Annotated in this window: 6 protein-coding genes; all 6 read left to right on the forward strand. The window is 38.8% G+C overall.

All coding sequences use genetic code 11. The annotated features are described in order from the left end of the window. Window positions 1–1,300, forward strand: a 1,300-nt coding sequence (locus A3761_RS10235; protein ID WP_231881204.1) for a lipid II flippase MurJ, incomplete at its 5' end; no start/stop codon positions are given. Between the two features lie 130 nt (window positions 1,301–1,430). Further along, on the forward strand, window positions 1,431–2,438 hold the full coding sequence (locus tag A3761_RS10240) for a hypothetical protein (RefSeq protein ID WP_156491785.1): 1,008 nt from the start codon (window positions 1,431–1,433) through the stop codon (window positions 2,436–2,438). 22 nt (window positions 2,439–2,460) lie between these two features. Further along, window positions 2,461–3,486, forward strand: a complete 1,026-nt coding sequence (locus tag A3761_RS10245) for a polysaccharide biosynthesis protein (protein WP_068739429.1) — start codon at window positions 2,461–2,463, stop codon at window positions 3,484–3,486. Between the two features lie 10 nt (window positions 3,487–3,496). Further along, entirely contained in the window at window positions 3,497–4,606 is a 1,110-nt protein-coding gene (locus A3761_RS10250; RefSeq protein WP_068739427.1) for an NAD-dependent epimerase/dehydratase family protein, read from the forward strand. Continuing rightward, on the forward strand, window positions 4,603–5,754 hold the full coding sequence (wecB, locus tag A3761_RS10255; RefSeq protein ID WP_068739425.1) for a non-hydrolyzing UDP-N-acetylglucosamine 2-epimerase: 1,152 nt from the start codon (window positions 4,603–4,605) through the stop codon (window positions 5,752–5,754). Before A3761_RS10250 ends, wecB begins: the two co-directional genes overlap by 4 nt. 29 nt (window positions 5,755–5,783) lie before the next feature. After that, window positions 5,784–6,563 (forward strand): glycosyltransferase family 4 protein (locus A3761_RS10260; RefSeq protein WP_156491786.1); only part of this gene is annotated, 780 nt, incomplete at its 3' end.

Below are 6,563 nucleotides of genomic sequence, written 5' to 3' on the forward strand. Positions count from 1 at the left end.
TAAAGTGGCCAAGAGCATGTTAATCCTCGTTATATTTACTGCTGCTGGAAGCTTGTCTAGTTTCTTGAGGGAGGTTTATATTGCTTATGAAATTGGAGCTAGTTCCGACCTAGATATCTATCGTCTTGCTGTATCATACCCATATGCGTTCTTCTTCAGTTTTGCAACGTTGCTTGTAGGAATAATTTTACCTAGAGTTTCTAGAGACGAAAGCTCGGTAACCTTTGTCGAGTCCTCTCCAGTAAGCACTGTATCTATTTTCGTATCAATAATCGGTATAGCGTTTGCTGGTGTATATGCGCCTTTACTTGGGCCTGATTTATCTATAGCCGAAATTAATGATTTAGCTTTTTATTGTAGAGTGGCTTGGTTTGGCTTTCTATTATCCAGTATTTACTTTCACTTTAGAATTTACCTTCAGTACAATAAGAAAAATAATATAGTAGCGTCAGCTAATCTGATATGTAATGTTGGTTTTGTTGTAAGTCTGTGGATTACTACAACTTATGGTATGCGAGATTTGTCTGGGCTTGTTTTCGCATTTGTAGTGTCATGTGGGGTAGTGTCCCTTTCGTTTATTATTAGTGCTAGAAATATAGCGGACATACCGGTGGTATTGAGTAGCTACTTTTCCTTTGGAGGTATTAAAGATAAGGTAGTAATGCGTTTAATACTATCTGGGATGATCTTTCATTTTGTGAACATTTCCCTTAGAGCTGTTGATAGAGCATTTGCGTCTAGTTTGGGGGAAGGGTGGATTTCTTTTTTAGATTACGCATATGGTCTTGTAAATGGGCTTGGTGCAGTAATTGGAACTACCTTTGTTATATATACGGCAAAATTTATAGCTCTACGACATGATCAGGTGGGGTTTCAGTATGAGTTGGTTAAAAAACTTTTGCCGGTATATATTGTTACTTTGGTTGTTGCTTTTATCGCAGTGGTGTTCTCTGAAGAGCTAGTCAGGCTGGCCTACCAAAGAGGAAAATTTTCAGAATCATATACTCGAGAGGTAGGAGAGTTGTTCAAGTACTTGATGCTTCCATTTGCCTTGATGGTGGGGAATATGGTCTTGCTTCAGGTTCTCCTTGCTATCAGTTCTGGTGTAACACTTATTTTGTTTGCGGTTGTTAAATTCGTTGCCAAATATATCTCTATGCTAATGCTAGGTTCCCTAGATAGTGCAGATTTTGGTGTTAGTAATTTGGCGGCAGAGCTTATATTCTTTCTCGTTTTTATTTTTTATTTTGCTATAAAAAAAACGGCCGCAGTCAAGGGTATAGGGGTCGGTAGTGGTTAGTGTTAACGTAATACTACTGGTTTTGACTGCAGCGAGTGCATTGCTTCCGTACTTAAAAGTATCCCCATTAAGTAGCGATATACAGCCTCATTATTACTTTTTTTTATTCTTATTAGTGTTGGCAAACATAATGAAACGTGTCGCGTTGATTGATGTTGTTATTTTGCTTTACACTTTTATATGTATTGCGGTGTTACTCTTAAATGGTGGCGGAGGGAATGAGTGTCTTCCTCTTATCTCATTGATTTGTTTAGTTGTTATAACTTCTCGCATGGAGGACAAGGAGGCTTCGAGTATCTTATTTGTTGCAAGGTTGATGGGTGTAATCTATTTGCTGGGTGTTGTACTTGGCTCTTTACGTCCAGAACTGTTGCATTCATTAGTCTCTAATTACCGAACATCTGAACTTCGTGGTGCAGCTTCGTTTGCGTCTGAACCAAGTTTTCTTGGTTTTATTGGTTTTAGTTTGTTAGTTATAATTGACAACTTGGCTAAGTACAAAAAGAACATAACTGATACCTACATTCCGTTACTGCTTGTTTTTCTTTCAGGTGCGGTGTCGGTTATAGGGCCTACTTTAATATGGTTGGTGTTAAATAATATTTCTGTTCAGGATAAGTTTAAGTTCTTTGTTAGGTTTTGTTTTATTCTTTGTATCATTTCTGGTGGGGTATCTTACTATTCTGAAACGTTAAAAAATACGCGTGCAGGATTAATTGTGCAGCAAGCGATGGATAATGGCTTAGATCTCGTAGGGTTAGATAAAAGTCTTTCAAATAGAATTGCTCGCGGGGTCGGGCCTGTTGTTTTCGGTGTTAACAATATGTTGCAGCCTCAAGATATAGAAGCTTTAGATGAGGTTGTTGAATCACTAGAAATTAGTCTGCATAGAGAGACCGAAATCAAAAGAATATCAAACTTTTCTGGGATATTTTTCTTTATCTTAGGAGTAATTGGGGGGCCTTTATTGGCTTATGTTTTTTTAAAATCAGCTTCTGAGGCAAAAAACTCTATATCTGCTTTTTTTGCTGTATGCGTCCTGTTTTTTTCATTATTATCGCCAGCTACTCCCTATGTTCATATGGTAATCGCTTCTTATAGTATGAGAATGAATAAATCAGGTCGGGAATTTAGCTAATAATTAAGGGTGGATAGAAATTATGTACAAAGGCGGCACTATTTTAGTGACTGGTGGCACAGGCTCGTTTGGGAAGACTGTTACAACATACCTGCTTACTAAAGATTGTAAGGAAGTCCGGGTTTTTAGCCGAGACGAAGCCAAGCAGGACTTAATGCGAACCCAATATATGGATGATCCACGTGTGAAGTTCTATATTGGCGATATTAGGGACTATGACAGTATTCATGACGCGATGCTCGGAGTCGATTACGTATTTCACGCAGCTGCTCTAAAGCAAGTGCCTTCTTGTGAATTCTTTCCAATGCAAGCCGTAATGACAAACATTATCGGTAGTGACAATGTGCTTAAAGCTGCTGTATCAAACAAAGTAAAAAGTGTCGTTTGCTTAAGTACAGATAAAGCAGTGTACCCCGTTAATGCAATGGGTACGAGTAAAGCAATGATGGAAAAAGTTGCGCAGGCGTATGCGCGTCAACAAGCTGAAAGTGGAACCGTTATTTCATGCGTTAGATACGGCAACGTAATGTATTCTCGTGGCTCAGTGATTCCTAGATTCATCGAACAGATTAAAGCTAATAAGCCGATAACAATTACTGAGCCTACAATGACTCGCTTTCTTATGGAATTGAACGAAGCTGTGGATTTGGTAGATCATGCGTTTTTCAATGCGAACCAAGGCGATGTTTTTATCAAGAAGGCCCCAGCTTGTACTGTAGAAGATTTAGCTCAAGCCCTAAAGAACCTATTTAAGTCTAACGTCGATACCAAAATTATTGGAATGAGGCATGGAGAAAAGTTGTACGAGACTCTTGCATCAAATGAAGAGCTTGTTACAGCTGAAGACATGGGGGACTATTATCGCGTTCGAATGGATAATCGAGACCTAAATTATGAAAAGTACTTCTCTGAAGGGAACAAGGAAGAGATTTCCTATGAAGACTATCACTCGCATAACACAGAGCAGTTAGATGTTAAGCAGGTTGAAGATACTCTATTAAAATTGAAGGAAGTTAGACAAGAGCTTGAGTTATGGGATGCTCAGTAGGGATAAATAGATGAGAATAGGAATAACCGGAGGTAATGGTTTTATCGGCTCTCACCTCCAAATGTACCTTAAAACGAGAGACGATGTAGAATTAGTGGATGTTGCTACTAGGGATACATTTTCTTCTACTGAAGGTCTTAAAGAATTTGTTTCTGATAAAGAGCTAATTGTTCATTTAGCAGGAGTAAACAGAGCTTCTGACGAAGAGCTTGTGAATGGAAATATTGACCCTGCGAAGCAACTTGTTGAGGCAATGAAGGCAGCATCAATCACTCCTTTTGTTGTTTATTCTTCGACTACCCATGCCGAAAATACTGATATTCCATATGGAAAAGGTAAAAGTGGTGTCTCTGAGGTTTTTAGTTCTTGGGCTGATGAAAATTCAGCTAGTTTTTTAAACCTAGTCATTCCTCATGTATTTGGTGAGTTTGGTTTACCGAACTACAACTCAGGTACCAATACTTTTTGCCACCATATCGCAAATGAGCAAGAAGTCGAAGTTAATGGAAACGGACAGCTAGAGCTTATTCATGTGCAAGATTTGGTTGCTCTCTTTATTTCTTTATACGAAAGTAAAACGATTGGTGAGCATCGAGTTAAAGGCAAGAAAATAAGCGTTGGCGATGTTGTAGAAAAACTAAGATTATTTGATGAAAAGTATAAAGCTGGAATAGTTCCCGATCTGTCAGATCATTTTGACCGTTGTTTGTTTAATACTTACCGCAGTTATCTACCTCAAGATGCAAGGAAAGTAATTGCAACCAAGCATACTGATGATAGAGGCTGGTTGGTTGAAACAGTTAAGGTCGGCTCGGGTGGTCAATCATTTGTTTCGACAACAAAGCCTGGTATTACGCGAGGTAATCATTTCCACCTTAGAAAGTATGAGCGTTTCTTTGTTCTTCAAGGAGCGGCATCTATCAAGATGCGAAAAGTCAATACCAATGAGGTTATTGAATATATTATTGAAGAAGGGCAACCCGCCTTGGTCGATATTCCAACACTCCATACTCACAACATAACCAATATTGGTGACTCTGAACTGATCACTTTTTTTTGGACTGATGAGTTTTTTGACCCTGAAAACTCTGATACATTTTTCGAGCTAGTAGAAGCATGAGTAAAACACTAAAAGTAATGACTGTTCTGGGGACGCGTCCAGAAATTATCCGTTTAGCATCTGTAATGGAAGCATTAGAAAAGTTTACTGACCATAAATTGGTACATACTGGTCAAAATTACGATTATGAACTTAATCAAGTTTTCTTTGATGAGTTGGGTGTTAGGGAGCCTGACTACTTTCTGAATGTTGACACGTCATCATTGGGCAAAGTACTTGGTGAAATTCTGATTAAGACAGAAGAAGTATATTTGAAAGAAAAGCCAGATGCCGTTCTGGTTTTGGGTGATACCAATAGCGCTATCGCAACCTTGATGGCAAAAAGAATGAAGATCCCTACTTATCATATGGAAGCAGGGAATCGAAGTTTTGATGCTAACGTTCCTGAAGAGATTAACCGTAAACTTGTTGATCATTTGGCTGACTTTAACTTGGTATATACAGAGAATGCTCGCCGTCATTTGATTAGCGAGGGTTTGTCTCACCGCTTTATTTATGTGACCGGCTCACCGATGCTTGAGGTATTGAACTCCAAAATGGAGTCGATTGATTCTAGTACGGTGTTACAGCAGCTTGACCTGGAGTCTGGGAAGTACTTTATTGTCAGTGTTCACAGAGAAGAGAATGTTGACCATCCAGATAATTTAAGAAAGGTTGTTGAGTGTCTTAACTCAATTCATGATAGATATGGTTACCCGGTTGTAGTGTCGACACACCCTCGTACAAAGAATCGTTTAGAGCAATTGAACCTGGATTCAGGGGATAGAGATATCCGTTTCCTCAAACCGTTTGGTTTCTTTGATTACAACAAACTTCAGAAGGATTCATTTTGCGCTATTTCGGATAGTGGAACGATTTCTGAAGAATCTGCAATGCTAGATTTCCCTGCAGTAACTTTGAGAAATTCTATCGAACGCCCAGAGGCTTTGGATGCCGGGTCAATTGTTATGTCGGGGCTAAACCCAGATATTTTGTTAGATGCAATAGACCTTGTTGTTCAAGAAGCAGATCTATACCCAAATAGAGAAACGCCTGAAGAGTACCAGGTCGAAAATACTTCGCTACGAGTTACGAAGTTGATTTTAGGAACCGCTAAATTAACTAGCAAGTGGCGTAATTTGGATGATTTTTCTCGTTATGAATGGTAGAGCTTAAAAGCTGGTCTTTGTAGAAAATAATGAAGAAATCTAAAAAAATACTCGCTGTCCATCGCTACTATTGGCCTGATACACCTCCTTACGCCTCCATGTTGAGGTGTATTGTTCGTCATTGGGTTGAAGAAGGTCATAACGTTGATGTGCTTTCAAGTCAGCCTTCTTATAAAAAGGGTGTAGAAAATGACACCTTTTCTAAATCGGCTAATTTAGATGGTGCTACGGTTCATAGATATGAGTTGCCTAATGAAACAGGGCGGCCATTTCTTCGTCTATTCAACACTTTAAGGTTTCTGTTATTGATAATTTATCAAGCCCTTAAGGGGCGCTATGATGTTATTATGGTATCTACAGCTCCACCTGTAGTTCCTGGCTTTGCGGCAAACATTGCATCTCGTTTAACCGGAGCAAAGCTCATTTATCATTGTATGGATTTACATCCCGAGATTGGTAAATTATCAGGTGAATTTTCTAATCCTACGGTCTACAGAGCTTTAGAACGTATTGATATCGCTACTTGTAGAAGAGCGAGTCGTATCATTGTTTTGTCGGAAGATATGCGTAAGGCAATCGGAAAACGTGATGCCTCTTTGGTTAGTAAAGTTAGTGTTATTAATAACTTTAGTTTGCCTTCAGAAGATAAATTGAGTAATTCTAAAAGTGATTGGTTTGAAGTCAAATCAAAAGATAAGTTGAGACTGTTTTTTGCCGGAAATATTGGTCGCTTCCAAGGCTTGGAGTTATTTGTTGAAGCAATTCATGAACTTGTTCAGAGTGGAAATACGCACGTCGAACTTGTGTTC

Source organism: Oleiphilus sp. HI0123, assembly GCF_001635315.1.